Source organism: Marinobacter sp. C1S70, assembly GCF_000475355.1.
GTDB classification, from domain to species: Bacteria; Pseudomonadota; Gammaproteobacteria; order Pseudomonadales; family Oleiphilaceae; genus Marinobacter; species Marinobacter nauticus.
In genome coordinates this window covers 1-21,286 of sequence record NZ_AXBW01000028.1, presented here as the reverse complement: position 1 = coordinate 21,286, position 21,286 = coordinate 1, and the positions used below count along the sequence as shown (strand labels likewise).

The 21,286-nt window shown below is 56.1% G+C and carries 34 protein-coding genes; 1 reads left to right on the top strand and 33 read right to left on the bottom strand.

Annotation, left to right across the window (positions count from 1 at the left end; genetic code table 11):
- The 5 genes from Q669_RS09305 to Q669_RS09285 form a co-directional block, all read right to left on the bottom strand.
- Complete coding sequence (locus tag Q669_RS09305) at positions 1-690, bottom strand: type II secretion system protein GspM (protein WP_022992030.1); 690 nt, start codon at positions 688-690, stop codon at positions 1-3.
- On the bottom strand, positions 687-1,304 hold the full coding sequence (locus tag Q669_RS09300; RefSeq protein ID WP_022992029.1) for a PilN domain-containing protein: 618 nt from the start codon (positions 1,302-1,304) through the stop codon (positions 687-689). Before Q669_RS09300 ends, Q669_RS09305 begins: the two co-directional genes overlap by 4 nt.
- Positions 1,304-2,230: a hypothetical protein gene (locus Q669_RS09295; protein ID WP_022992028.1), complete on the bottom strand. Its 927-nt coding sequence runs from the start codon at positions 2,228-2,230 to the stop codon at positions 1,304-1,306. The genes Q669_RS09300 and Q669_RS09295 overlap by 1 nt, the downstream gene beginning before the upstream one ends.
- Positions 2,231-2,441: 211 nt before the next feature.
- A complete protein-coding gene (gene ssb / locus Q669_RS09290; RefSeq protein ID WP_036149334.1) occupies positions 2,442-2,966 on the bottom strand; it encodes a single-stranded DNA-binding protein in 525 nt (174 codons plus the stop codon).
- 57 nt (positions 2,967-3,023) lie between these two features.
- Positions 3,024-4,394 carry an MFS transporter gene (locus tag Q669_RS09285; RefSeq protein WP_022992026.1) on the bottom strand — a complete coding sequence of 457 codons (1,371 nt, stop codon included), beginning with the start codon at positions 4,392-4,394 and terminating at the stop codon, positions 3,024-3,026.
- A 165-nt stretch (positions 4,395-4,559) separates the two neighbouring features.
- Between Q669_RS09285 and uvrA the strand changes: the two genes are divergently transcribed.
- A complete protein-coding gene (gene uvrA, locus Q669_RS09280; RefSeq protein WP_022992025.1) occupies positions 4,560-7,382 on the top strand; it encodes an excinuclease ABC subunit UvrA in 2,823 nt (940 codons plus the stop codon).
- 72 nt (positions 7,383-7,454) lie between these two features.
- Here uvrA and rplQ read toward each other — a convergent pair whose 3' ends face one another.
- From rplQ to rpsJ, 28 genes are all read right to left on the bottom strand, one after another.
- Positions 7,455-7,853 (bottom strand): 50S ribosomal protein L17, encoded by a 399-nt coding sequence (rplQ, locus tag Q669_RS09275; protein WP_022992024.1) that lies wholly within the window; start codon positions 7,851-7,853, stop codon positions 7,455-7,457.
- A gap of 33 nt (positions 7,854-7,886) precedes the next feature.
- Positions 7,887-8,891, bottom strand: coding sequence for a DNA-directed RNA polymerase subunit alpha (locus Q669_RS09270; RefSeq protein ID WP_008174911.1), 1,005 nt, complete (start codon positions 8,889-8,891; stop codon positions 7,887-7,889).
- 35 nt (positions 8,892-8,926) lie between these two features.
- Complete coding sequence (gene rpsD, locus Q669_RS09265) at positions 8,927-9,547, bottom strand: 30S ribosomal protein S4 (RefSeq protein ID WP_014420494.1); 621 nt, start codon at positions 9,545-9,547, stop codon at positions 8,927-8,929.
- An 18-nt stretch (positions 9,548-9,565) separates the two neighbouring features.
- Positions 9,566-9,955, bottom strand: coding sequence for a 30S ribosomal protein S11 (gene rpsK, locus Q669_RS09260; protein ID WP_007153992.1), 390 nt, complete (start codon positions 9,953-9,955; stop codon positions 9,566-9,568).
- A gap of 13 nt (positions 9,956-9,968) precedes the next feature.
- On the bottom strand, positions 9,969-10,325 hold the full coding sequence (gene rpsM, locus Q669_RS09255; RefSeq protein WP_011784262.1) for a 30S ribosomal protein S13: 357 nt from the start codon (positions 10,323-10,325) through the stop codon (positions 9,969-9,971).
- Positions 10,326-10,467: 142 nt separating this feature from the next.
- Positions 10,468-10,581: a 50S ribosomal protein L36 gene (gene rpmJ, locus Q669_RS19295; RefSeq protein ID WP_008174902.1), complete on the bottom strand. Its 114-nt coding sequence runs from the start codon at positions 10,579-10,581 to the stop codon at positions 10,468-10,470.
- A 33-nt stretch (positions 10,582-10,614) separates the two neighbouring features.
- On the bottom strand, positions 10,615-11,937 hold the full coding sequence (gene secY, locus Q669_RS09250) for a preprotein translocase subunit SecY (RefSeq protein WP_011784261.1): 1,323 nt from the start codon (positions 11,935-11,937) through the stop codon (positions 10,615-10,617).
- A gap of 17 nt (positions 11,938-11,954) precedes the next feature.
- Positions 11,955-12,389 carry a 50S ribosomal protein L15 gene (gene rplO / locus Q669_RS09245; protein ID WP_011784260.1) on the bottom strand — a complete coding sequence of 145 codons (435 nt, stop codon included), beginning with the start codon at positions 12,387-12,389 and terminating at the stop codon, positions 11,955-11,957.
- Position 12,390: 1 nt separating this feature from the next.
- Positions 12,391-12,579 carry a 50S ribosomal protein L30 gene (gene rpmD, locus Q669_RS09240; protein WP_008174894.1) on the bottom strand — a complete coding sequence of 63 codons (189 nt, stop codon included), beginning with the start codon at positions 12,577-12,579 and terminating at the stop codon, positions 12,391-12,393.
- A 4-nt stretch (positions 12,580-12,583) separates the two neighbouring features.
- Positions 12,584-13,084, bottom strand: a complete 501-nt coding sequence (gene rpsE, locus Q669_RS09235) for a 30S ribosomal protein S5 (RefSeq protein ID WP_011784259.1) — start codon at positions 13,082-13,084, stop codon at positions 12,584-12,586.
- 12 nt (positions 13,085-13,096) lie between these two features.
- Positions 13,097-13,444 carry a 50S ribosomal protein L18 gene (gene rplR, locus Q669_RS09230; RefSeq protein ID WP_011784258.1) on the bottom strand — a complete coding sequence of 116 codons (348 nt, stop codon included), beginning with the start codon at positions 13,442-13,444 and terminating at the stop codon, positions 13,097-13,099.
- A gap of 9 nt (positions 13,445-13,453) precedes the next feature.
- A complete protein-coding gene (gene rplF, locus Q669_RS09225; protein WP_011784257.1) occupies positions 13,454-13,987 on the bottom strand; it encodes a 50S ribosomal protein L6 in 534 nt (177 codons plus the stop codon).
- Between the two features lie 9 nt (positions 13,988-13,996).
- Complete coding sequence (rpsH, locus tag Q669_RS09220) at positions 13,997-14,389, bottom strand: 30S ribosomal protein S8 (RefSeq protein ID WP_011784256.1); 393 nt, start codon at positions 14,387-14,389, stop codon at positions 13,997-13,999.
- A gap of 88 nt (positions 14,390-14,477) precedes the next feature.
- Complete coding sequence (gene rpsN, locus Q669_RS09215; RefSeq protein WP_011784255.1) at positions 14,478-14,783, bottom strand: 30S ribosomal protein S14; 306 nt, start codon at positions 14,781-14,783, stop codon at positions 14,478-14,480.
- 12 nt (positions 14,784-14,795) lie between these two features.
- The gene (gene rplE / locus Q669_RS09210; RefSeq protein WP_011784254.1) at positions 14,796-15,335 is read right to left on the bottom strand and encodes a 50S ribosomal protein L5; all 540 of its coding nucleotides are present in this window, start codon (positions 15,333-15,335) and stop codon (positions 14,796-14,798) included.
- A 15-nt stretch (positions 15,336-15,350) separates the two neighbouring features.
- Positions 15,351-15,671 (bottom strand): 50S ribosomal protein L24, encoded by a 321-nt coding sequence (rplX, locus tag Q669_RS09205; protein ID WP_011784253.1) that lies wholly within the window; start codon positions 15,669-15,671, stop codon positions 15,351-15,353.
- 17 nt (positions 15,672-15,688) lie between these two features.
- Entirely contained in the window at positions 15,689-16,057 is a 369-nt protein-coding gene (gene rplN, locus Q669_RS09200) for a 50S ribosomal protein L14 (protein ID WP_011784252.1), read from the bottom strand.
- Positions 16,058-16,075: 18 nt separating this feature from the next.
- Positions 16,076-16,342: a 30S ribosomal protein S17 gene (gene rpsQ / locus Q669_RS09195; protein WP_011784251.1), complete on the bottom strand. Its 267-nt coding sequence runs from the start codon at positions 16,340-16,342 to the stop codon at positions 16,076-16,078.
- A gap of 1 nt (position 16,343) precedes the next feature.
- Entirely contained in the window at positions 16,344-16,535 is a 192-nt protein-coding gene (gene rpmC, locus Q669_RS09190; protein ID WP_008174877.1) for a 50S ribosomal protein L29, read from the bottom strand.
- Positions 16,535-16,948, bottom strand: coding sequence for a 50S ribosomal protein L16 (rplP, locus tag Q669_RS09185; RefSeq protein ID WP_011784250.1), 414 nt, complete (start codon positions 16,946-16,948; stop codon positions 16,535-16,537). The genes rpmC and rplP overlap by 1 nt, the downstream gene beginning before the upstream one ends.
- 12 nt (positions 16,949-16,960) lie before the next feature.
- Positions 16,961-17,644, bottom strand: coding sequence for a 30S ribosomal protein S3 (gene rpsC, locus Q669_RS09180; RefSeq protein ID WP_011784249.1), 684 nt, complete (start codon positions 17,642-17,644; stop codon positions 16,961-16,963).
- Between the two features lie 11 nt (positions 17,645-17,655).
- Entirely contained in the window at positions 17,656-17,988 is a 333-nt protein-coding gene (gene rplV, locus Q669_RS09175; RefSeq protein ID WP_008940674.1) for a 50S ribosomal protein L22, read from the bottom strand.
- 16 nt (positions 17,989-18,004) lie between these two features.
- Entirely contained in the window at positions 18,005-18,280 is a 276-nt protein-coding gene (gene rpsS / locus Q669_RS09170) for a 30S ribosomal protein S19 (protein WP_007154011.1), read from the bottom strand.
- 23 nt (positions 18,281-18,303) lie between these two features.
- Positions 18,304-19,131 carry a 50S ribosomal protein L2 gene (gene rplB / locus Q669_RS09165; protein WP_011784248.1) on the bottom strand — a complete coding sequence of 276 codons (828 nt, stop codon included), beginning with the start codon at positions 19,129-19,131 and terminating at the stop codon, positions 18,304-18,306.
- A 17-nt stretch (positions 19,132-19,148) separates the two neighbouring features.
- A complete protein-coding gene (gene rplW / locus Q669_RS09160; RefSeq protein ID WP_008174862.1) occupies positions 19,149-19,442 on the bottom strand; it encodes a 50S ribosomal protein L23 in 294 nt (97 codons plus the stop codon).
- Entirely contained in the window at positions 19,439-20,044 is a 606-nt protein-coding gene (gene rplD, locus Q669_RS09155; RefSeq protein WP_011784247.1) for a 50S ribosomal protein L4, read from the bottom strand. Before rplD ends, rplW begins: the two co-directional genes overlap by 4 nt.
- 11 nt (positions 20,045-20,055) lie before the next feature.
- Positions 20,056-20,694: a 50S ribosomal protein L3 gene (gene rplC, locus Q669_RS09150; protein WP_011784246.1), complete on the bottom strand. Its 639-nt coding sequence runs from the start codon at positions 20,692-20,694 to the stop codon at positions 20,056-20,058.
- A gap of 75 nt (positions 20,695-20,769) precedes the next feature.
- Positions 20,770-21,081, bottom strand: coding sequence for a 30S ribosomal protein S10 (gene rpsJ, locus Q669_RS09145; protein ID WP_004580743.1), 312 nt, complete (start codon positions 21,079-21,081; stop codon positions 20,770-20,772).
- Positions 21,082-21,286: the final 205 nt, after the last annotated feature.

Sequence of the window (21,286 nt, the reverse complement as noted above, 5' to 3'; positions counted from 1 at the left end):
TCACACCCCCAACCACGCAGGCTCCAGGCTTAGCGTGCGCACCCGAATAGTGGCCTGGCCGTCCGGCCAGGTGCCCGCATCATACTCAAGCCGCGACCAGCCCAGCCGTTCATCCATGGCTTCCAGGCGCTCAAGATAGTTCAACACGTCCAGATAGCCGCCGCGCACGGTCATTTCCACGTCGTGCGTGTACAACAACGGCTCGGGTTTTGGCTTGTCGTTACCGACGGCAGCATTCGCCGTGTCCGGTTCGTCATACACCGGCTCCGGAGCCAACAATTCCATGGAGTCCAGTTTCAGGCCCTGTTGCGCAGCAAGCATTTCTCTTAACAGAACCACCATGTCCCGGGGTGCAATCAACTGACCAGTGGTTTCAGCAATCTGCTCATTCAGGCTGCTTAGCCGGTTTTCCCGCGCTGCAAGCCTTTCCCGAAGCTCGGTGGAAGGATCACTGGCAAGCTGTCCATCAAGGCTTTCCTGCTGGCTCAGCAAAGCATCCCGTGTGGTTAGCGCTGCCTGAAACTGGCTTCTTAGCTGACTTTTCCGGGCTTCAGCAGGCGCAACCAGCAGTTCCCAGCCAACAACAAACACCACCACGCACACCGTTAGCAGTACCAGAACCCGCTCGCGAATCGGCCGGTCGTTATACCATTGGCAGCCGTCAGCCCATCGGGATTTCAACACGCTCATAAGCCTGCGTCCCCGTTGTTTTCGGTGGCAATCTGAAAGTTCACCCACTGGCGTGCTGCCTCTCCGTCCGGACGAGAGATCCGGAAGTCAGAGAAGGTTTCACCAATAAACGCCGGCTCTTCGCCCAGGCGCTCGAGATAGCGGGGCACCAAGTCGGCAGACCGGGTCTGGCCCCTAAGCGTCAGGGTAGCGGGGAAAGACTCCAGCCGAATCCCGGTCAGCCAGAGATTGTCTGGCACTTGCCGGGCCAACGCAGACAACCTTCCAGAAAATCCGGAATGACCATTTATGGCCAGGGTTTCGATTCGACCCAGCAGTCGTTGTCGGCGGCTGATCGTTTCCGTGACCCTTGCCAGAGCGGCTTCCAAATCCGGGTCCGGCTGACGAGCCCGAACCTCATCCTGAAGCCGGGCGACCACCTGCTCCAACTGGCTGTTCTGCCGCTCTACGGCCAGAGCCTGAGCCTCCAGTTGCTGGTTCTGGTAGCGAACCAGGCCGGCCAGCCCGGCAACAACCACAATCACCAGTGCCAGCGCCATCAGTGCCGACGTGGCATTCAGCTTTTGTTTGCTTGGCCGCAGCTCGGCGGTATAAAGATTGACCTGCTGCCGCATTAATGAGTCTCCCCGACGGCCAGGCCCGCACTCCAGGCAGGAAGACACCGGCTATCCAGATCCTGCTCCAGTCCAAACTCCGGCCAGGCGACAGTTTCAATCGAGGCGGCCACATAGGACGACAACATGGAGGTAAGCGGCAGCACCGAGTCTCTCGCCACCAGGCGGATCGTGGCGGGCGGCACCTGACCCAACTGGCTCTCGAAGTAATCCATGGAGCGCTGAATCTCCAGAGCGAGGGACTGCACCGCGTTTTCCTGTCGGCCGGCATCCCGCAGATCGTCGTAGGACACGTCCAGCCGCCGGGACAAATACAGCGTATCGCCGCGGCAGACAACCATCTGCCCATATCGTTCGCGCAGGTGGACCAGCGCCACACCACGGTTCGCGTTGTCCATACGGGAGGCCAGGTTTCGCAGTGCAAGTTCAGCAATATCCACTCGCACCAGTTCCAGGCCGGCTCCGTCAACCAGTGCCACCAGCTCCTGCACCAGTGACTTGCGAGCCGCAACTACGTTCACCAGGGGCCCACGCCCACGGGAGGCATCTTCCGGAAAGGCAAAAACATCAGAAACCGCATCGGAAGGGCCGAAATCCAGGAAGTCTTTCAACTTCCACTTCAGGGCATCTGCCAGTTCGTTGTCTTCAATACCCTCAGGGCGTTCCACCTGGAAAACCTGGTATTGATCGATGGGCAACACCACGACCGCCGGGGCTCCCGCCCAGCCCTGTTCGTTAACGAGAGACTCGAGGGCTTCGCGACGCTTGGCCGGCAAACAATCGACAAACCCTCTGCCGGCCGACACCCCATCGGAGCCCTTGGCCCAGGCGATGCCGTCAGGGCGGACCTCAAGACAGACCGGGGTTCTGCTGTCTGCCCGCGCAAACAAGCGGGAGACTCGGTTTACAACGGAGCTCAGGGTCATGACTTCCTTCAAGGCGAACGGTATTTGCCACGATAGCCAAGCGTAGAAACGCTCAAAATATCGCCGACTTTTTACACTGACTTACATAGTAGTTGAGAAACCGAACGTAACTCTACGGATTTTTGATTGATTTCACGGAGATTTTGCAAGTCCGTAACAAAAAAGCCCGCAAAAATCGCGGGCTTTTGATTCAGGACAAACTTGATATTTGTCAGAAAGGAATGTCGTCGTCGAAGTCATCAATCGGCTCGGGCATGCCACCGCCCTGCTGCTGGGGCGGTGGGTTGTTGTAGCCACCGGCCTGCCCACCCTGCTGGGGTGGTGCATTGTATTGCGGCTGTTGCTGCGGCCGCCCCTGGGGCGCCCCTTGATTCATGCCACCCTCGGAGCCGCGGCTGTCCAGCATCTGCATCTGGCCATTGATATCCACAACCACTTCGGTGGTGTACACATCCTGACCTTCCTTGTTCTGCCATTTCCGGGTCTGCAGCTTGCCCTCAATGTAGACCTTTGAGCCTTTGCGCAGGTATTGCCCAGCCACTTCAGCCACCTTGCCGAACAGCACAACCCGATGCCACTCGGTTTTCGGCACCAGCTGTCCGGTTTGGCGATCCTTGTAACTCTCGTCTGTGGCAAGGTTCAGGTTGACCACGGCATTGCCGTTGGGGGTATAGCGGGTGTCCGGGTCCTGCCCCAGGTTACCAATGAGAATTACCTTGTTTACGCCTCGTGCCATCGTATGCTCCTGATCGTGTTTTGCGGAGTGCCAGCCGTCCATGCCAGCATCCTGTGTTTAAGAACTCTTACCCTGCCGGACAAAGTCAAAGTCCGCAAGCTGATCTTCCCGAAAATGCTGACGGTCCACCTTCAGGTAGGCTGTGGATGCATCCTCAACAATCACAACATCCTGCACGCCCGGCAGCTTCCGTAGCTGACGGTCTACCTCGTCGAAAGTATTTTCCAGCGCATCTCTCAGCTCCACAACCAGGCTGGTCGTGTAGCTCGGGGCCGGCATGGTTAACGCTGCCAGCAGCCACACCAGGAGGCAGCCGGCCATCAACCAGAGCACCCCCTCCACGCCGGTATTCTGCAGCAGGTACCCTCCCAGGGCCCCGCCCAGAAAAGCACCAAAAAACTGGGAGGTGGAATAAACCCCCATGGCCGTTCCCTTACTGGCAGCCGGAGCCTCTTTACTGATTAACGAAGGCAGACTGGCTTCCAGAAGATTGAACGCCATAAAGAAGAAAAATAGCACACCCCAGGCCGCCCACAGGCTGGCATTCACCTGGGTCAGCGTTGCCGTTGCCGCTGTCAGCAAGGCAATGGCCATGCACAGTATCGGCTTCATTTTGCGTTTCTTTTCGCCAATGATGATAAAGGGCACCATGGCAAAGAAAGAAAGCACCATCACACTCAAATAGAACCACCAGTGGGAGCTGCTGGCCAAGCCCAACTGATCCTGAAGCATGGTCGGGAATACCAGGAACAGGGCTGTCAGAACAAGATGCAGCACAAAGATTCCGAGGTCGAGCCGGAGCAGACGGCCATCGGCCAGAACGCGCCCGACCATTTCGCGGGCAGGATGAGTATCGGCGCTGACTTTATGGGTATGCGGCGTAGGCACCACCCTGGCGACCACAACAAGGGCCAACAGGGCCATCACGGCAGTCACGTAGAAAATGCCCGACAAGCCCCAGGCCGCGCCCAACAACGGGCCCAGCACCAGCGATACCGAAAACGACAGGCCGATGGAAATACCCACCGTGGCCATGGCCTTGGTTCGCTCTTCCTCCCGGGTGAGATCTGACAGCAGTGCCATCAGCACACTGGCGATGGCACCGGCACCTTGAAGAATCCGACCGGCGATCACAACGTATATGGAATCGGTCGACGCGGCCAGCAGGCTCCCGCAGGCAAACAGGATCAAGCCCAGGTAGATCATCTTCTTGCGGCCAACCCGATCTGACAACAGGCCAAAGGGGATCTGCAGCAGCGCCTGGCTCAGCCCGTAGGCACCAATCGCCAGGCCCAGTAGCGCTGGCGTCGCGCCCTGCAGGTCCGTACCCAGCAGCACAAATACGGGCATGACCATAAACAGGCCCAGCATACGCATGGCGTATACCGAAGCCAGAGCCACAACTGAGCGTTTTTCGAGCGCGTTCATGCCTACCCGTGCGGTTTGAATGAATGGTGAGCGGCCGGTAACCGCAGGCGGCGCATTGTACCAGAACCACCCCGGCGACGGGACACCCGCACAGCGGTGCCGTACCCCACTTAGCCGGAACGACACGAAACCGATATACTGGCAGTTTTTACCAAGCGAGGTGTTATGGACCATATCCAGATCAAGGGCGCACGCACCCACAACCTGAAAAACATCGACCTGGATATGCCAAGGGACAAACTGATCGTCATTACCGGTCTGTCCGGCTCCGGCAAATCCTCACTGGCGTTCGATACACTCTACGCCGAAGGCCAGCGCCGGTATGTCGAGTCACTATCCACCTACGCCCGGCAGTTCCTCTCGATGATGGAAAAGCCCGATGTGGATCACATTGAAGGCCTGTCACCGGCCATCTCCATCGAGCAGAAATCCACCTCCCACAACCCCCGCTCCACCGTGGGAACCATTACTGAGATCTACGACTACCTGAGACTGTTGTTCGCCCGTGCTGGAGAACCACGCTGCCCGGACCACGGCCAGCCGCTGGAAGCCCAGACCGTCAGCCAGATGGTTGACCAGGTTCTCGCCATGCCGGAAGGCAGCAAGCTGATGATCCTGGCGCCGGTGATCCGGGATCGTAAAGGTGAGCACCTGCAGGTGATCGACACTATGCGCAGCCAGGGCTTCATCCGCCTGCGAGTGGACGGAACGGTCTACGACATCGACGACGTCCCTGCCCTGGACAAGAAACGCAAGCACCAGATTGACGTTGTGGTCGACCGATTCAAGGTCAAGGAAGGGCTGGAACAACGACTGGCCGAAAGCTTTGAAACCGCCCTGGAGCTGGCCGATGGCATTGCCCTGGTGGCGCCCATGAGTGGTGAAGGTGAGGAGCACACCTTCTCGGCACGCTATGCCTGCACCCAGTGCGGTTATTCCCTGAGCGAACTGGAACCTCGCCTGTTCTCATTCAACAACCCGGCCGGTGCCTGCCCCACCTGCGACGGCCTTGGAGTACGCCAGTTCTTTGATGCCGAAAAGGTAATCCAGAGCCCGGAAGCGACCCTGGCATCAGGCGCCATCAAGGGCTGGGACCGCCGCGCCGTCTACTACTTCCAGATGCTGACCAGTGTTGCCGAACACTACGGCATTGACCTGGAAACACCCTGGGAAGAGCTGCCTGAAAACTTCCAGGAAGTGCTCCTGTACGGCTCCGGCAACGAGGACATTCCCTTTCGCTATGTGAACTCTCGCGGTCATATCATGGAAAAGGCCCACCCCTTCGAGGGCATACTGCCGAATCTGGAACGCCGTTACCGCGAGACGGAATCTCAGAGCATGCGAGAGGAGCTGGCTCGCAACCTGAGCACACAGCCCTGTAAAGACTGCGGCGGTTCGCGCCTGCGTCGCAGTGCCCGTCACGTCTTTATCGAAGAGCGAAACCTCCCGGAAATAACCCACCTGCCCGTGGGTGATGCCCATCGCTACTTCAGCACTCTGGCATTGCCCGGGCGCAAAGGTGAGATCGCCGAAAAAATCCTGAAAGAGGTGCGGGAGCGCCTGCAGTTTCTGGTCAACGTGGGCCTCGAGTACCTCACCCTGGAACGCAGCGCAGACACCCTCTCGGGCGGCGAAGCCCAGCGCATCAGGCTGGCCAGCCAGATAGGGGCAGGCCTGGTGGGCGTGATGTACATTCTGGATGAGCCGTCCATTGGGCTGCACCAGCGGGACAACGACCGACTGCTTGCCACCCTCACCCACCTCCGGGACCTTGGCAATACGGTGATTGTGGTGGAACACGACGAAGATGCTATCCGGGCTGCCGACTACGTTATTGACATTGGCCCCGGCGCTGGCGTCCACGGCGGAGAGATTGTCGCGCGGGGAAACCCGAACGAGATTATCGCCAACCCGGCTTCAATGACTGGCCAGTACCTCAGTGGCGAGAAGGAGATCTCAGTACCTTCTGAGCGAAACACGGGCAATGGCAAGAAGCTGGTACTGACCGGCGCCTCTGGCAACAATCTTCAAGACGTAACGCTCACACTGCCGCTGGGCGTGATGACCTGCGTTACCGGGGTATCGGGCTCAGGCAAATCCACTCTGATTAACAGCACCCTCTATCCGGTCGCGGCCGCCAAACTCAACAAAGCGACCAGCCTCAATCATGCGCCCTACAAGAGCCTGAAAGGGCTTGATCAGCTCGACAAGGTGATCGACATTGACCAGAGCCCTATCGGACGGACACCCAGGTCTAACCCTGCCACTTACACCGGCCTGTTTACCCCCATCCGGGAACTCTTCGCCGGCACTCAGGAGGCACGTTCACGCGGTTACAAACCTGGCCGCTTCTCCTTCAACGTGAAGGGCGGCCGGTGCGAGGCCTGCCAGGGCGATGGTGTCATCAAAGTCGAAATGCACTTCCTGCCAGACGTCTATGTGCCCTGCGACATCTGTAAAGGCAAACGCTACAACCGGGAGACCCTCGAGGTTCGGTATAAAGGCAAAAACATTCATGAGGTTCTGGAAATGACCGTTGAGGAGGGCCGGGAGTTTTTCGACGCAGTCCCCTTCATTGCCAGAAAACTGCAAACGCTGATCGACGTGGGCCTGTCTTACATTCGTTTGGGCCAGAGCGCAGTGACCCTCTCGGGGGGCGAAGCACAGCGGGTCAAGCTGGCTAAGGAGTTGTCCAAACGGGACACAGGCAAAACCCTGTACATTCTGGACGAGCCCACGACCGGCCTGCACTTCTACGATATCCAGCAACTTTTGAACGTGCTGAAGCGCTTGCGCGATCACGGCAATACCATCGTTGTCATTGAGCACAACCTGGACGTCATCAAGACCGCAGACTGGATTGTCGACCTCGGCCCGGAAGGTGGGTCCGGTGGCGGACAGATTATTGCTGAAGGAACGCCCGAGGAAGTGGCCGCCAATCCGGCTTCGCACACCGGACGTTACCTCAAACCGATGCTCACCAAATAGCCCGCCCGAGCGACGGGCACAAAAAAACCGGGAACCTTGCGGAACCCGGTTTTTTTATGGACTCAGAAGAACTTACTCTTCGTCGTCGTCCATCTCTTCAGCTTCGATGTCCAGAGGACGGCCGACCAGCTCAACGAATGCCATCGGGGCATTGTCGCCAGCGCGGAAACCGCACTTCAGAATACGAAGATAACCACCCGGACGCTCGCTGTAACGGGGGCCCAGCTCATCAAACAGCTTGGCTACCGCAGCATCGTTACGCAGGCGAGAGAACGCCAGACGACGATTTGCTACCGAATCATTCTTTGCGAGCGTGATCAACGGCTCAGCTACCCGACGCAGCTCTTTGGCTTTCGGGAGCGTCGTTTTGATCAGCTCGTGCTCAACCAGTGACGCAGTCATGTTACGGAACATGGCCTTGCGATGCGCACTGGTCCTGTTGAACTTACGACCACTCTTACGATGACGCATTGCTCTGATTCCTTACCTTAAACTAATCGGCGATCAACCGCCCAGAACCCGGTCATCACCACGAAGGCTTGCCGGCGGCCAGTTATCAAGACGCATACCCAAAGACAGACCACGGGACGCAAGAACGTCCTTGATCTCGGTCAGCGACTTTTTGCCAAGATTAGGCGTCTTCAGCAGCTCCACTTCCGTGCGCTGGATCAGATCGCCGATATAGTAAATGTTTTCAGCCTTCAAGCAGTTAGCTGAACGCACAGTCAACTCCAGATCATCAACCGGGCGCAGCAGAATCGGATCGATTTCTTCCTCTTCCTCTACACGCTCAGGCTCTTTCTCATGATCGAAATCGACGAACACAGCCAGCTGCTGCTGGAGAATGGTAGCGGCCCGGCGAATTGCTTCTTCCGGATCGATGGTACCGTTGGTCTCCAGATCAATAACCAGCTTGTCCAGGTCTGTACGCTGCTCAACCCGAGCGCTCTCGACGGCATAGGCCACACGACGAACCGGGCTGAACGTTGCATCCAGCTGCAAGCGTCCGATGGCACGAGTTTCGTCCTCGTCCAGACCACGCTGATCAGCCGGCTCGTAGCCACGGCCCCGTGCCACGCGCAAGCGCATGTTCACTTCGCCGTTTTCGCTCAAGTGACAGATCACGTGCTCCGGGTTAGCGATTTCCACATCGTGGTCCAGCTTGATATCGCCGGCAGTCACCACGCCCGGACCTTTCTTGCTGAGGGTCAGCTCAGCATCGTCACGGCCGTTCATCTTTACGGCAACGCCCTTGAGATTCAGCAGAATCTCGATGACGTCTTCCTGGACACCTTCAATGGCACTGTACTCGTGCAGGACACCGTCGATCTGTGCTTCAGTCACGGCGCAGCCCGGCATCGAAGACAGAAGAATACGACGCAGCGCGCTGCCCAGGGTGTGCCCGAAACCGCGTTCGAGCGGTTCCAGGGTCACCTTGGCGCGCGTAGCGCTGGATTCTTTCACGTCAATGGTACGAGGTGTCAATAACTCATGTACTGAACGCTGCATAGACGCCCCTATCTGCTATCGTTGCTAACTGGGCTTTACTTGGAGTAAAGCTCGACGATGAGGTTCTCGTTGATGTCGGCCGGCAGTTCAGTACGCTCAGGTACTGACTTGTAAACGCCGGACATCTTGTTGGCGTCAACCTCTACCCAGCTTACCGGTGCACGGCTTGAAGCCAGATCCAGCGCGCCTTTAACACGCAGCTGATTCTTGGCCTTTTCGCGCACGCTCACAACGTCGCCCGGCTTGACCTGATAGGACGGGATGTTAACCGGCTTATCATTGACCAGGATCGCCTTGTGAGAGACGAGCTGACGGGCTTCTGCACGGGTAGAACCAAAGCCCATGCGATATACAACGTTATCGAGACGGCCTTCCAGCAGCTGCAGCAGGTTTTCACCAGTTGCACCTTTGCCTCGGGCGGCCTCTTTGTAATAGTTGCGGAACTGCTTCTCAAGAACGCCGTAGATACGACGGACTTTCTGTTTTTCACGAAGCTGAACGCCGTACTCGGACAGACGACCGCGACGCGCGCCGTGCATACCCGGCGGAGTCTCGATGTTGCACTTGGAATCGAGCGCGCGAACGCCGCTCTTCAGAAAAAGATCTGTCCCTTCACGACGAGACAGCTTGCACTTCGGGCCTATATAACGAGCCATATTTCACTGTCTCCTGTGTTAGACGCGGCGCTTCTTGGGCGGACGACAGCCGTTGTGGGGAATCGGCGTCACATCAGTGATGTTGGTGATCTTGTAGCCACACGCATTCAGCGCGCGAACTGCAGATTCACGTCCGGGCCCAGGACCCTTAACCTCTACGTCCAGGTTTTTAAGGCCGTATTCAGCAGCCGCATTACCGGCTCTTTCAGCTGCTACCTGCGCAGCAAAAGGTGTACTCTTACGTGAGCCGCGGAAACCGGAACCACCAGAAGTGGCCCAGGACAGGACGTTGCCCTGACGGTCCGAAATGGTCACGATGGTGTTGTTGAAGGACGCGTGAATGTGCGCGACGCCATCAACAACCGTCTTTTTCACCTTTTTACGGGTACGTGTACCTGGCTTTGCCATGTTTGCCTACCTGTTACTTACGAATAGGTTTGCGAGGACCTTTACGGGTGCGGGCGTTGGTCTTGGTGCGCTGGCCACGGACCGGAAGGCCATGACGATGACGCAGACCACGGAAGCAACCGAGATCCTTCAAACGCTTGATGTTCATCTGTACTTCACGACGCAGATCGCCTTCGACGGTAAACTTGCCCACTTCAGTACGAAGTGCTTCAAGTTGCTCGTCGCTCAGGTCTTTGACCTTGGCGTCCGGCTTAACGCCGGTTGCATCGCAAAGCTTCTGGGCTGTTGTCTTGCCAACACCGAAGATGTAGGTCAGCGAGATAACAGCATGTTTGTTATCGGGTATATTGACACCGGCTATACGTGCCATCCAAATTACTCCGCGTTCAAAGCTTTGCTGTGTGAATTTTCCGCCACAAAAAGGGCGCGAAATAATAGCGCCTGACCCACCTGTGAGTCAAGCGCCACTATTCCGAACCCCTTTTACAATGTCAGCGCTTATCCGAAACGGATTAGCCCTGGCGCTGCTTGTGACGAGGCTCCGAGCAGATGACTCGAACTGAGCCATTGCGTCGAATTACTTTGCAGTTACGGCAAATTTTCTTTACCGAAGCGCGTACTTTCATTGTCGACTCCAGTTTTCAAGGGGAACGGCCTGTTCAGCCGTTCCGTCCATAGCCCTTGAGATTGGATTTCTTCATCAGCGATTCATACTGGTGAGACATCAGGTGCGACTGAACCTGAGCCATGAAATCCATCACCACGACTACAACAATCAGCAGAGAGGTGCCCCCAAGATAGAAAGGCACATTCCCGGCCACCATCAGGAACTGAGGGAACAGGGATACTGCTGCAATATACATAGCACCGAACAGAGTCAAACGGGTCAGTACACCATCGATGTACTTGGCCGTCTGTTCGCCGGGGCGAATACCGGGGATAAACGCGCCGGAACGCTTGAGGTTATCCGCAACTTCCTTGGGGTTGTACATCAGCGCTGTGTAGAAGTAGCAGAAGAAGATAACTGCTGCTGCGAACAGGATAATATACAACGGCTGGCTCGGTGCCAATGCCTGGGAGATATCGCTCAGCCACTCCATGCCCTCGCCCTGACCGAACCACTGCCCCAGAGAGGCCGGGAACAGTAGAATCGAAGAGGCAAAGATCGGCGGAATCACGCCGGCCATATTCACCTTCAGCGGCAGGTGGCTGGACTGCTGGGCAAATACCCGACGCCCCTGCTGCCGCTTGGCATAGTTGATGGTCAAACGCCGCTGCCCACGCTCCATGAAGACCACGAAACCGACAACAGCAATCGCCAGAACACCAATCCCGAGAACAACCAGCAAGCTCATTTCACCGTTACGAGCCTGCTCCAGAGTCTGGCCAATAGCGCCAGGAAGACCGGCAACAATACCCGCGAAGATCAGCAGCGAAATACCGTTACCAATACCTCTTTCGGTGATCTGCTCACCGAGCCACATCATGAAGACCGCACCGCAGACAAATGAAACAACCGCCACAAAGTGGAAGCTGAAGCTGTCATTAAAGGTAACGCCCTGTGATGCCAGACCCACAGAAATACCAAAGCCCTGAACCAGGGCCAGGATAACCGTACCATACCGCGTATACTGGCTGATCTTGCGACGACCAGCTTCGCCTTCTTTTTTCAGCTGCTCAAGCTGCGGACTAACCGCAGTCATGAGCTGCATGATAATAGAAGCCGAAATGTACGGCATGATACCGAGTGCGAAGATACTCATGCGCTCAAGCGCACCACCGGAGAACATGTTGAACAGACTCAGGATGGTCCCCTGGTTCTGATCAAACAGTGCCGCCAGCCGATCCGGGTTGATACCGGGAACCGGAATGTGGGCACCGATCCGGTACACCAGCAGCGCCAGAAACACGAACCAGAGCCGCGAGCGCAGCTCTGCAAATCCTTTTCCGGCGCCCGCAGGCAATGATGCTGTCTTGGCCATTTAGTCCTCGACTCGTCTTAGTCTTCGACTTTACCACCCGCGGCGGTAATCGCTTCGCGTGCGCCCTTGGTGACTCGAAGGCCTTTCACGGTTACCGCACGGTCCAGCTCGCCGGACAGGATAACCTTGGCCTCGCGAATTTCTTCGCGAATGATGTCAGCCTTTTTCAGGGCCGCCAGATCCACCACGTCGCCTTCAACCTTGGCCAGCTCGTTCAGGCGGATTTCCGCCACGTAACGCTGCTGACGCGAGGTGAAACCGAACTTAGGCAGACGACGGGCCAGAGGCTGCTGACCACCCTCGAAACCAGGAGCAACGGAGCCACCGGAACGGGATTTCAGACCTTTATGACCACGACCGCCGGTTTTGCCGAGACCGCTACCGATACCACGGCCGACACGCTTGGCGGACGGACGTGAACCGGGTTCCGGAGCAAGTTCGTTCAGACGCATCTTAGTTCTCCTCAACCCGAACCAGGTAATTTACCCGGTTGATCATGCCGCGAATGGAAGGAGTGTCCTCCACTTCCACGGTGTGACCGATTTTACGAAGACCCAGGCCCTTGACGCACAGCTTGTGCTTGGGCTGACAGCCGATCGGGCTGCGGGTCAGAGTTACTTTGATCGTTTTTGCGTTCGCCATGACTTCAACCCAGAATATCTTCCACGGATTTACCGCGCTTGGCTGCAACGTCTTCAGGCGCCTTCATGGCCTGCAGACCCTTGATGGTGGAACGTACTACGTTCACCGGGTTGGTGGACCCGTAACACTTGGACAGTACGTTCTGCACACCGGCCACCTCGAGTACGGCGCGCATCGCACCGCCGGCAATGATACCGGTACCCTCAGAAGCAGGCTGCATGAAGACCTTGGAACCACCGTGCTGCGCCCGAACCGGGTACTGCAGGGTAGTGCCGTCCAACGCTACGTCTACCATGTTTTTGCGTGCAGCTTCCATGGCCTTCTGGATGGCAACCGGAACTTCCCGGGCCTTGCCACGACCGAAACCAACGCGACCTTTACCATCACCCACTACAGTCAGTGCAGTGAAGGCAAAGATACGGCCGCCTTTAACTACCTTGGCGACACGATTGACCTGAACCAGCTTTTCCTGGAGCTCAGGCGCCTTCTGTTCGTTAACGCTCATCTTCTCCACCTCTTAGAATTGCAAGCCAGCTTCACGGGCAGCGTCGGCAAGAGCCTGAACACGACCGTGATAACGGTAACCTGAGCGGTCAAAAGCGACCTTCTCAATGCCTGCTGCCTTGGCGCGCTCAGCAATCAGCTGACCGACCTTCTTGGCAGCGTCCACGTTACCGGTTGCACCCTGGCGCAGTTCCTTATCCAACGTGGAGGCAGTGGCAAGCACTTTGCTGCCATCTGCAGTCGTAACCTGGGCGTACATATGACGCGGTGTACGGTGCACGCACAGACGGTCAGTACCCAGCTCACGGATCTTCATGCGCACTTTGCGCGCGCGACGCAGTCTTTCGTTATTTGCGCTCATAGTCCCGCCTTATTTCTTCTTGGCTTCTTTGCGTCTGACCTGCTCATCCGCATAACGCACACCCTTGCCTTTATACGGCTCGGGCGGACGGAACGCGCGGATTTCCGCAGCGACCTGGCCAACCTGTTGCTTGTCGATACCGCGAATCACAACTTCCGTATTGGACGGAGTTTCAGCGGTAACACCCTCGGGCAGCTCATACTCGACCGGGTGGGAAAAACCCAGTGTCAGGTTGAGCTTCTTACCTTGCGCCTGCGCACGGTAACCTACGCCCGTCAGCTGCAGCTTACGCTCCCAGCCTGTGGATACGCCGGTAACCATATTGTTAACCAGCGCACGAGTAGTACCAGCAAGAGCGCGGGACTGTTTTGCACCATCGCGGGCCGCAAAACGCAGGACATTTTCTTCCTGCTTTACTTCAACCGCCTGGTGAATGGTGAACTGAAGCGCTCCTTTGGAACCCTTCACATTGATTTCCTGTCCGTTCAGCTTAACCTCAACACCGGAAGGCAGCACGACAGGATTATTGGCAACCCTGGACATGTGTATCTCCTAGAATACGGTGCAGATGACTTCGCCACCCACGCCTGCAGCTCGTGCGGCGCGGTCTGTCATAACGCCCCTGGACGTTGAGACAATCGCGACTCCCAGACCACCGGCTACTTTCGGCAGTTCCCCGGCGCCTTTGTACTGGCGCAGACTCGGACGGCTGACCCGCTGAATCTCTTCAATAACCGGCTTGCCACCGAAGTATTTCAGAGTGATGGTCAGTTCGGGCTTCGCGTCAGCTGAAACAGAAAAATCTGCTACGTAGCCTTCGTCCTTGAGGACCTGGGCTACTGAGACCTTCATTTTTGAAGATGGCATCGTTACGTCAGCTTTTGACGCCATCTGGGCATTACGGATACGGGTAAACATATCCGCAAGCGTGTCTTGCATACTCATTGGTATGAGGCTCCTGATCTTTTTAGTTGTGCAGCGGCTTGCCGCACCGCTTACCAACAGGCACCTGACCGAAGTCAGGCGGCCTATCTTACCAGCTTGCCTTGGTCAGGCCCGGAACGTCACCGCGCATGCCGTATTCACGGAGTTTGATCCGTGACAGCTCGAACTTGCGCAGAACGCCGTGGGGACGACCAGTCACCTGGCAACGATTCCGAAGACGCGAAGGAGATGAATCACGCGGAAGCTGCTGGAGCTTCATCTGTGCATCCCACCGGTCATCATCGCTGGTATTCGGGTTTTTGATAATCGCCTTGAGCTCGGCGCGCTTGGCAGCATACTTTGCTACCAATTTCTCGCGCTTTTGCTCACGGTTTTTCATTGAAACCTTCGCCATGTCACTCGTTCCTTATTTCTTGAACGGAAAGCCAAAGGCTTTCAACAGTTCGCGACCTTCGTCGTCGGTACCGGCAGTGGTGGTGATGGTGATATCCAGCCCGCGGATCTTGTCGACTTTGTCGTACTCGATCTCCGGGAAGATGATCTGCTCACGCACACCCATGCTGTAGTTACCGCGACCGTCGAAGGATTTCGGGTTCAGACCGCGGAAGTCACGAATGCGGGGAACCGCAATGTGTACCAGACGATCAAAGAAATCCCACATGCGCTCACCGCGCAGGGTCACTTTACAGCCAATCGGCCAACCTTCACGGATTTTGAAGCCCGCGACGGATTTACGCGCTTTGGTAACAACCACTTTTTGACCTGCCAGGCGCTCAAGATCTGCCACGGCATTTTCAATCAGTTTCTTGTCACCAACCGCTTCGCCAACACCCATGTTCAGGGTGATTTTCTCGATACGCGGCACCTGCATCACGTTCTTGTAACCGAACTCTTTCTGCAGGGCGGGTACCACTTCCTTAGTGTACTGCTCTTTCATGTTAAGCATCGTAACCACCACCGCTTACTGGTTATCGACAGCTTCGTTCGTGGACTTGAAGATCCGCACTTTGGTGCCGTCTTCCTTGATCTGGAAGCCAACACGATCGGCTTTGCCGGTCTGCGGATTAAAAATAGCCACGTTGGAAGCCTGGATAGGCGCTTCTTTTTCGACGATACCGCCCGGGGTGCCAAGCATCGGGTTCGGCTTTGTGTGCTTCTTCATCATATTGATGCCAGAAACAAGCACGCGACCGTCGTCCAGAACTTTCAGGACTTTACCACGTTTGTCTTTGTCTTTCCCCGTGGTGACGATTACTTCGTCATCTCGTTTGATCTTTTTCATAACCGGCCTCTGGTCCTTTAAAGTACTTCGGGTGCCAGTGAGATAATCTTCATGAACTTCTCGTTACGCAGTTCACGGGTAACCGGTCCGAAGATACGGGTACCAATGGGAGCGTCCTGATTGTTCAGAAGTACCGCCGCGTTACCGTCAAAACGGATCAGAGAACCGTCCGGACGACGCACACCCTTACGGGTACGTACTACAACAGCCTTCAGGACCTGGCCTTTTTTCACCTTGCCGCGGGGGATGGCTTCCTTGACGGTTACCTTGATGATATCCCCAACGGTTGCATAACGCCGGTGAGATCCGCCCAGGACCTTGATGCACATAACCTGACGTGCACCACTGTTATCCGCGACTTCAAGCATTGTTTGAGTCTGAATCATGGTTGTTCTCCGGGCGAATTACACCTTGGCAGCGCGTTCGGTAACTTCCACCAGGGCCCAGCTCTTGGTCTTGGAGACCGGACGGGTTTCCTGGATGGTTACGGTGTCACCAATGTTGCACTGATTGCTTTCATCGTGTGCATGAATCTTGGTTGAACGCTTCATGTACTTACCGTACAGCGGGTGTTTAACCTGACGCTCAACCAGGACCACGATGGACTTGTCCATCTTGTTGCTCACGACCTTGCCGCTCAGAGTTCTGGCAGTTTGGGTAGCTTCGGTCATGTCACTGTCCTGCCTTTTCGTTCAATACTGTTTTCACGCGAGCGATATCGCGCTTCACCTTGCCGAGAAGGTGAGACTGATTCAGCTGACCTGTCGCCTTGCGCATGCGCAGGTTGAACTGCTCCTTCAGGAGGTCGATCAGCTCTTTGTTCAGCTCCTCGACTGACTTTTCACGCAGCTCTGTTGCTTTCATCACATCACCGTCCTCTTAACAAAGGTGGTCTGTACCGGCAGTTTGGCGGCAGCCAGAGTGAAAGCTTCGCGTGCGATTTCTTCCGCGACACCTTCCATCTCGTACAACATGCGGCCTGGCTGAATCTCAGCCACCCAATACTCGACAGAACCTTTACCTTTACCCATACGTACTTCCAGCGGCTTACCGGTGATCGGCTTATCCGGGAATACCCGGATCCAGATCTTACCGCCCCGCTTGATGCGGCGAGTCATGGTACGACGCGCTGCCTCAATCTGGCGCGCAGTTATACGCCCACGGCTGGTCGCCTTCAATCCGTATTCACCGAAGCTCACCTTGTTTGCGCGCTGAGCAAGACCGGTGTTACGGCCTTTCATTACCTTGCGGAATTTGGTGCGTTTTGGTTGCAGCATAAGAGTGCCCCTTTACTTAGAACCTTTCTTCCCAGAGGCTTTCTTGTCAGCACGGACCTGCTCCATACCACCAAGAATCTCACCTTTGAAGATCCATACCTTTACGCCGATAACGCCGTAAGTGGTGTGCGCTTCATAGGTTGCATAATCAATATCTGCACGCAGTGTGTGCAGAGGTACACGACCTTCGCGATACCACTCGGAACGTGCGATTTCAGCACCCCCAAGACGACCGCCAACCTGAATCTTGATACCCTTGGCTCCCTGACGCATGGCGTTTTGAACCGCACGCTTCATAGCGCGACGGAACATCACACGACGCTCCAGCTGGCCGGCAACGTTTTGCGCTACCAGGCGGGCATCCAGATCCGGCTTGCGGACTTCTTCGATGTTGATGTGCACAGGCACACCCATCATGTCGCTGACTTCGCGACGCAGACGGTCAACATCTTCACCCTTCTTACCGATAACAATACCGGGGCGGGCGGTATGGATCGTGATCCGGGCGTTCTGAGCAGGGCGCTCGATCACGATCTTGCTGACAGACGCCTTAACCAGACGCTTGTCCAGGAATTCGCGAACCTGAATATCATTCAGAAGATTCTTCGCGTAGTCCTTTTTGTCGGCGTACCACACTGAGTTGTGCTCTTTGATCACACCCAGGCGAATGCCGGTTGGATTTACTTTATGACCCATCTGAGCATCTCCTACTTGTCGGCGACCTTGACGGTGATATGACAGGTGCGCTTGAAAATACGGTCAGCGCGCCCCTTGGCTCGAGCTTTGATTCGCTTGAGCGTTGGGCCCTCATCCACCATCACGGTGGAAACCCGCAGATCATCTACGTCCAGACCTTCGTTGTGCTCAGCGTTGGCAATGGCGGATTCAAGAGCTTTCTTGATCACAACCGCTGCCTTCTTAGGGCTGAAAGTCAGAATGTTCAGGGCGTCCTCAACAGCCTTGCCGCGTACTTGGTCAGCGACAAGACGTGCTTTCTGAGCTGAGAGGCGAGCGCCCTTGTACTTGGCTGCTACTTCCATTTCTATTACCTCAGAATCAGCGTTTAGCTTTCTTGTCGGCCGCATGACCACGATAAGTACGCGTTGCCGCGAACTCACCCAGCTTATGTCCAACCATATCTTCGGTGACATAAACCGGCACGTGCTGCTTGCCGTTGTGGACTGCAATGGTCAGGCCTACCATCTCCGGGAAGACTGTTGACCGGCGGGACCAGGTTTTAATGGGCCGCTTGTCATTTGCTTCCAGAGCTGCCTCGACCTTCTTCAACAGATGCAGGTCTATAAAAGGACCTTTCTTCAAAGAACGTGGCACAGCAATTACCTCTATGTAGTCGTTTACTTGGCCGAACGACGACGTACTATCATCTTGTCAGTACGCTTGTTCTTACGAGTCTTATGCCCTTTGGTCGGAACACCCCACGGAGTAACCGGGTGACGTCCGCCAGAGGTACGCCCTTCACCACCACCATGCGGGTGGTCAACTGGGTTCATAGCAACACCACGTACTGTTGGCCGTTTGCCGCGCCAACGTGATGCACCCGCTTTACCAAGCTGCTTGAGGCTATGCTCACTGTTGGACACTTCGCCCAGAGTGGCACGGCAATCTACAAGCACCTTACGCATTTCACCTGAACGCAGGCGGATGGTGGCATACGCCCCTTCCCGAGCAACCAGCTGTACGGATGCGCCCGCAGAGCGAGCCAGCTGTGCACCTTTGCCAGGCTTGAGTTCGACGCAGTGGATTACGGAACCGACCGGAATGTTCCGGAGCGGCAGCGTGGAGCCCACCTTGATCGGCGCGTCGACGCCGGAGCGCACAGGATCACCAGCCTTCATACCTTTGGGAGCGATAATGTAACGACGCTCGCCATCGGCATATTTGACCAGTGCAATGTGCGCAGAGCGGTTAGGATCGTATTCCAGGCGCTCAATGACCGCCGGGATACCATCTTTGGTCCGCTTGAAGTCGATAACACGGTAGTGCTGCTTATGACCACCACCAATGTGACGAGTAGTAATGCGGCCAACATTGTTACGGCCACCAGACTTACTCTTTGTTTCTACCAACGGCTCGTAAGGACGTCCTTTGTGCAGATCCGGGTTGTAAAGTTTTACAACGTGACGGCGTCCGGCAGATGTTGGCTTGGTTTTGACGATCGGCATATTACGACCCCTTTACCTTATTCCACATCCAGAAAATCGATGTCCTGACCTTCTGCCAGCTTGACGTAAGCCTTACGAATGTCATTACGCTTGCCGAACCCGCGGATAGTGCGCTTGAGCTTACCCTTACGGTTCAGAACCTGAACACCTTCGACGGTGACGTTGAACAGTTGCTCAACGGCTTTCTTGATCTCGGGCTTGGTCGCATCAGGCGCTACACGAAACACCACCTGACCACGCTCTGCCGCCAGAGACGCTTTTTCTGATACGTGCGGCCCTAACAGGACCTTGTAAATACGTTCCTGATTCATCCCAGCATCTCCTCGATCTTCTTCAGAGCGGGAACAGTCACCACGACTTTCTCGAAGGCAACCAGGCTGACCGGATCCAGACCTGCCACATCGCGAACGTCCACATGAGGAACGTTGCGGGAAGCCAGGTGCAGATTCTGCTCAACATTCTCAGACAGGATCAGGGCGTTGGACACACCCAGATCGCTCAGCTTGGCAGTGAAGGCCTTGGTCTTGGGTGTATCGACATTCATGTCGTCAACCACAACCAGACGCTCCTGGCGTACCAGCTCGGAGAAAATGGAACGCATCGCCGCACGGTACATCTTGCGGTTAACCTTTTGCTCGAAGTCACGGGGCTTGGCAGCAAAGGTTACGCCGCCTGAACGCCAGATCGGGCTACGAATGGTACCAGCACGGGCACGACCAGTACCCTTCTGACGCCATGGCTTCTTGCCACCACCACTGACTTCGGAACGTGTCTTCTGGGCCTTGGTACCCTGACGGCCAGCTGCCATGTAAGCAGTAACCACCTGATGCACCAGAGCTTCGTTAAAATCTTTGGCAAACGCAGCGTCGGAAACAGAAATCCCCTTGCCGCTACCAGTAATTGTCAATTCCATCGCACCGCTCCTCAGGCTTTAACTGCAGGCTTGATGACAACGTCGCCGCCAGTTGCGCCAGGTACGGCACCACTTACCAGCAGCAGGTTGCGCTCGGCATCGACACGGACGATTTTCAGGTTCTGCACAGTAACCTGCGCATTACCCATCTGACCGGCCATCTTCTTGCCCTTGAACACCTTACCCGGAGTCTGGTTCTGACCAATGGAACCCGGAGCACGATGAGACAGGGAGTTACCGTGAGTAGCGTCCTGCATGGAGAAGTTCCAGCGCTTAACACCGCCCTGGAAGCCCTTACCCTTGGACTGACCTACTGCGTCAACCACCTGACCGTCTTCAAACACGGAAACGGTCAGCTCGCCACCGGCGGCCAGGTCTTCACCTTCGCCATCAGCCAGACGGAATTCCCAAACGCCACGACCAGCTTCAACACCTGCTTTTGCAAAGTGCCCGGCAGCCGCCTTGTTTACACGGGAGGAACGACGAGAACCTACGGTTACCTGCACTGCACGGTAGCCGTCGCTTTCGAGGGTCTTGAGTTGGGTAATGCGGTTGGGCTCAACCTCAATTACCGTGACAGGCAGCGCCTGCCCTTCATCCGTAAAAATACGGGTCATACCGGCCTTACGACCGACAACACCAATTGCCATGTTTCACCTCTTAAGTGTACGGGGCTTGCACCCTCTATGGCCTATGACAGTTACACAGACTAATACCGGGCGGTATTAGCCGAGGCTGATCTGAACGTCTACACCTGCTGCCAGGTCCAGTTTCATCAGAGCATCTACTGTCTTTTCCGTCGGCTCAACAATGTCGAGCAAACGCTTATGCGTACGAATTTCATACTGATCACGCGCGTCTTTGTTGACGTGCGGAGAGATCAATACCGTGTACTTTTCCTTCCGCGTCGGCAGAGGAATGGGACCACGCACCTGAGCGCCGGTCCGCTTGGCGGTATCGACAATCTCCTGCGTGGACTGGTCGATCAGGCGATAATCAAACGCCTTCAACCGGATTCGAATTTTTTGGCTTTGCATGATGCACCAAACTCCACTCGTAGCAGCTACTAGTTAGCCGACCTTCAAAAAAAGGAGCCGCATTGTATGCATAATACCCAACCCTGTCAACAGCATTGCCATTGACAGGGTTGAGCGACATTTGCGACCTAAACAGAAAAAGGGGCTGAACGCTCAGCCCCTTTTTCCTGATCAATCGAATAAATTACTCGATGATCTTGGCGAC

Excerpts from the sequence above, each read along its gene's own strand:
- Q669_RS09285 (WP_022992026.1), bottom strand. The coding sequence starts at position 4,394 with ATGAACGCGCTCGAAAAACGCTCAGTTGTGGCTCTGGCTTCGGTATAC.
- rpsH (WP_011784256.1), bottom strand. The coding sequence starts at position 14,389 with ATGAGTATGCAAGACACGCTTGCGGATATGTTTACCCGTATCCGTAAT.
- rpsK (WP_007153992.1), bottom strand. The coding sequence starts at position 9,955 with ATGGCAAAGCCAGGTACACGTACCCGTAAAAAGGTGAAAAAGACGGTT.
- rplN (WP_011784252.1), bottom strand. The coding sequence starts at position 16,057 with ATGATTCAGACTCAAACAATGCTTGAAGTCGCGGATAACAGTGGTGCA.
- rpsD (WP_014420494.1), bottom strand. The coding sequence starts at position 9,547 with ATGGCTCGTTATATAGGCCCGAAGTGCAAGCTGTCTCGTCGTGAAGGG.
- Q669_RS09270 (WP_008174911.1), bottom strand. The coding sequence starts at position 8,891 with ATGCAGCGTTCAGTACATGAGTTATTGACACCTCGTACCATTGACGTG.
- rpsE (WP_011784259.1), bottom strand. The coding sequence starts at position 13,084 with ATGAGCGTTAACGAACAGAAGGCGCCTGAGCTCCAGGAAAAGCTGGTT.
- rplD (WP_011784247.1), bottom strand. The coding sequence starts at position 20,044 with ATGGAATTGACAATTACTGGTAGCGGCAAGGGGATTTCTGTTTCCGAC.
- rplF (WP_011784257.1), bottom strand. The coding sequence starts at position 13,987 with ATGTCCAGGGTTGCCAATAATCCTGTCGTGCTGCCTTCCGGTGTTGAG.
- rpsC (WP_011784249.1), bottom strand. The coding sequence starts at position 17,644 with ATGGGTCATAAAGTAAATCCAACCGGCATTCGCCTGGGTGTGATCAAA.
- rplE (WP_011784254.1), bottom strand. The coding sequence starts at position 15,335 with ATGCTTAACATGAAAGAGCAGTACACTAAGGAAGTGGTACCCGCCCTG.
- Q669_RS09300 (WP_022992029.1), bottom strand. The coding sequence starts at position 1,304 with ATGCGGCAGCAGGTCAATCTTTATACCGCCGAGCTGCGGCCAAGCAAA.
- rpsN (WP_011784255.1), bottom strand. The coding sequence starts at position 14,783 with ATGGCGAAGGTTTCAATGAAAAACCGTGAGCAAAAGCGCGAGAAATTG.
- Q669_RS09305 (WP_022992030.1), bottom strand. The coding sequence starts at position 690 with ATGAGCGTGTTGAAATCCCGATGGGCTGACGGCTGCCAATGGTATAAC.
- rplP (WP_011784250.1), bottom strand. The coding sequence starts at position 16,948 with ATGCTGCAACCAAAACGCACCAAATTCCGCAAGGTAATGAAAGGCCGT.
- secY (WP_011784261.1), bottom strand. The coding sequence starts at position 11,937 with ATGGCCAAGACAGCATCATTGCCTGCGGGCGCCGGAAAAGGATTTGCA.
- rpsJ (WP_004580743.1), bottom strand. The coding sequence starts at position 21,081 with ATGCAAAGCCAAAAAATTCGAATCCGGTTGAAGGCGTTTGATTATCGC.
- ssb (WP_036149334.1), bottom strand. The coding sequence starts at position 2,966 with ATGGCACGAGGCGTAAACAAGGTAATTCTCATTGGTAACCTGGGGCAG.
- rpsM (WP_011784262.1), bottom strand. The coding sequence starts at position 10,325 with ATGGCACGTATAGCCGGTGTCAATATACCCGATAACAAACATGCTGTT.
- rplC (WP_011784246.1), bottom strand. The coding sequence starts at position 20,694 with ATGGCAATTGGTGTTGTCGGTCGTAAGGCCGGTATGACCCGTATTTTT.
- rplV (WP_008940674.1), bottom strand. The coding sequence starts at position 17,988 with ATGGAAGTAGCAGCCAAGTACAAGGGCGCTCGCCTCTCAGCTCAGAAA.
- Q669_RS09295 (WP_022992028.1), bottom strand. The coding sequence starts at position 2,230 with ATGACCCTGAGCTCCGTTGTAAACCGAGTCTCCCGCTTGTTTGCGCGG.
- rplO (WP_011784260.1), bottom strand. The coding sequence starts at position 12,389 with ATGCGTCTGAACGAACTTGCTCCGGAACCCGGTTCACGTCCGTCCGCC.
- rplR (WP_011784258.1), bottom strand. The coding sequence starts at position 13,444 with ATGAGCGCAAATAACGAAAGACTGCGTCGCGCGCGCAAAGTGCGCATG.
- rplQ (WP_022992024.1), bottom strand. The coding sequence starts at position 7,853 with ATGCGTCATCGTAAGAGTGGTCGTAAGTTCAACAGGACCAGTGCGCAT.
- rpmJ (WP_008174902.1), bottom strand. The coding sequence starts at position 10,581 with ATGAAAGTACGCGCTTCGGTAAAGAAAATTTGCCGTAACTGCAAAGTA.
- rpmC (WP_008174877.1), bottom strand. The coding sequence starts at position 16,535 with ATGAAAGCAACAGAGCTGCGTGAAAAGTCAGTCGAGGAGCTGAACAAA.
- rpsQ (WP_011784251.1), bottom strand. The coding sequence starts at position 16,342 with ATGACCGAAGCTACCCAAACTGCCAGAACTCTGAGCGGCAAGGTCGTG.
- rplW (WP_008174862.1), bottom strand. The coding sequence starts at position 19,442 with ATGAATCAGGAACGTATTTACAAGGTCCTGTTAGGGCCGCACGTATCA.
- uvrA (WP_022992025.1), top strand. The coding sequence starts at position 4,560 with ATGGACCATATCCAGATCAAGGGCGCACGCACCCACAACCTGAAAAAC.
- rpmD (WP_008174894.1), bottom strand. The coding sequence starts at position 12,579 with ATGGCGAACGCAAAAACGATCAAAGTAACTCTGACCCGCAGCCCGATC.
- rplX (WP_011784253.1), bottom strand. The coding sequence starts at position 15,671 with ATGAAAAAGATCAAACGAGATGACGAAGTAATCGTCACCACGGGGAAA.
- rplB (WP_011784248.1), bottom strand. The coding sequence starts at position 19,131 with ATGCCGATCGTCAAAACCAAGCCAACATCTGCCGGACGCCGTCACGTT.